Origin of the sequence: Roseburia sp. CLA-AA-H209, assembly GCF_020687575.1 — a bacterium.
Taxonomy (GTDB): domain Bacteria; phylum Bacillota; class Clostridia; order Lachnospirales; family Lachnospiraceae; genus Roseburia_C; species Roseburia_C amylophila.
Genome location: NZ_JAJEQU010000051.1, coordinates 1 through 1558, shown reverse-complemented (window position 1 = coordinate 1558; position 1558 = coordinate 1). Strand labels below are relative to the sequence as shown.

The window sequence follows — 1558 nt, the reverse complement described above, 5'->3', positions numbered from 1 at the left end:
TCGATTCCATAAATCAGATAAGAGTTTTCCTTTGATTTTATCAGAAATTCGTTACCTATTTTGCCGCGTTCAGCCCCTTCATCATCCATATATACCTTAGGTATGCTTGCATCGACCTGTGACAAATGTATACGATAATACTCCGCATAACGTTCACTTAATAAAATATATATTAAAAAAATTGTCCAAAAAATCGCTAGTCCTACTGAAAAACAGCGAAATCCTTTCAAAATTTTTTCTTTCTTATATTTACTTTCAGGCATGTTTGATTTTCTCCTTTGAATTCATTCCGCGCTATACTCCTGTTCCGCATGCAATTTTATATACTCTGTCATTTTCATCAAAATAGAATGACGTTGAATAAAGACCATTTTGAACTGCATATTCATTTTCTTCCTCATTGCTTAAAGTTTTCTTTAATCCATATGCCAGCATAACTTCTTTTTTTGATGAGCCTACCCCAATTTGCAGTATTCCAAATCGAATATCAGGATCCGTAATTCTAACACTTTCCATATAATTTCCAATAAAGGTATATTCTATATCTTCAAATTTAATATCCTCGCAGTTTCCATATAGTTTTTCTCTGCTAACAGGGTCACCTTCTTTTTCTAAAATTTCCTGTTTGCTTTGACGGAAAAAACAATTAAAATCATGTAATCCATATGTACCGTATTTCATTTTAAGAAATATAACTAATACTATAAAAATAAGAACAATAATACTTATAACTACCTTTGCTCTTCTTTTACTCTTTACCATCTTTTTTCCCCCATTCTATAAAAGTAATGTTTTAATTACTATTTTCATTTCTGGATTTATAAAAGTCTGGTCTCACAATTATATCTACTTTTACAAATGCACTTATAAATGCTGCAACCATCATTACAATCATAATACAACACCAAAAAAATACTGAACTTTTTTGTTTTCCTAATGCATTGAATAATACTGCTCCTCTGCGTCCAAAAAATCGTCTTCCTACCACACACAAACACGTTAATAAAAATAAACTCATTGTTTCTATAATTTTTAACGTACTTCTTACATTTTTATTTTTTATTACTATTTTTCCAGTTGTTAATAATGCCCCCCAAATTCCCAATATTATAGAAATCACATAACTTATAATACAAATTGCTGTGCTTTTTTCAGGCGGCAAATTTCCCTGCACCATTATTTGTATCAAAAGTCCCAGCGAAATAAATAAACATATATGTGCATTGTATTTTCTATAATCATATTCTTTTCTTATAAATGAAACTACTGCCCCCAAAATAATAAAAGCTATTACACACACTGCTATACATGCTGTAAAGCCCATATTGGCTCCACGATAATAACTCTCATATGCTCCACCTAAACAGAACAAAACATATGAAAAAATTCCTGCTCCTGTTTGTTTTAAAATTGCTTTACCCTTTTTCACCATAGCCTCATCTCCATATTGAAGTCTGCAACTAACCAAGTCACCTTTTAACATCATCGGGTAAACAATGCCATATGCTCTTTTTGTTTTTCTGATAGAGCATACCTCGCGTCTGTCATGCATATCTCC

General features: G+C 31.4%; 3 protein-coding genes. All 3 read right to left on the bottom strand.

The features are described 5' to 3' along the window. On the bottom strand, window positions 1-263 hold a 263-nt coding region (locus LKD41_RS15540), incomplete at its 3' end, for a hypothetical protein (RefSeq protein ID WP_227701679.1). A 31-nt stretch (window positions 264-294) separates the two neighbouring features. Further along, a complete protein-coding gene (locus LKD41_RS15535; RefSeq protein WP_227701678.1) occupies window positions 295-762 on the bottom strand; it encodes a hypothetical protein in 468 nt (155 codons plus the stop codon). A gap of 31 nt (window positions 763-793) precedes the next feature. Continuing rightward, window positions 794-1558: hypothetical protein (locus LKD41_RS15530; RefSeq protein WP_227701677.1), on the bottom strand; the 765-nt coding region annotated here is incomplete at its 5' end.

Excerpts from the sequence above, each read along its gene's own strand:
- LKD41_RS15535 (WP_227701678.1), bottom strand. The coding sequence starts at position 762 with ATGGTAAAGAGTAAAAGAAGAGCAAAGGTAGTTATAAGTATTATTGTT.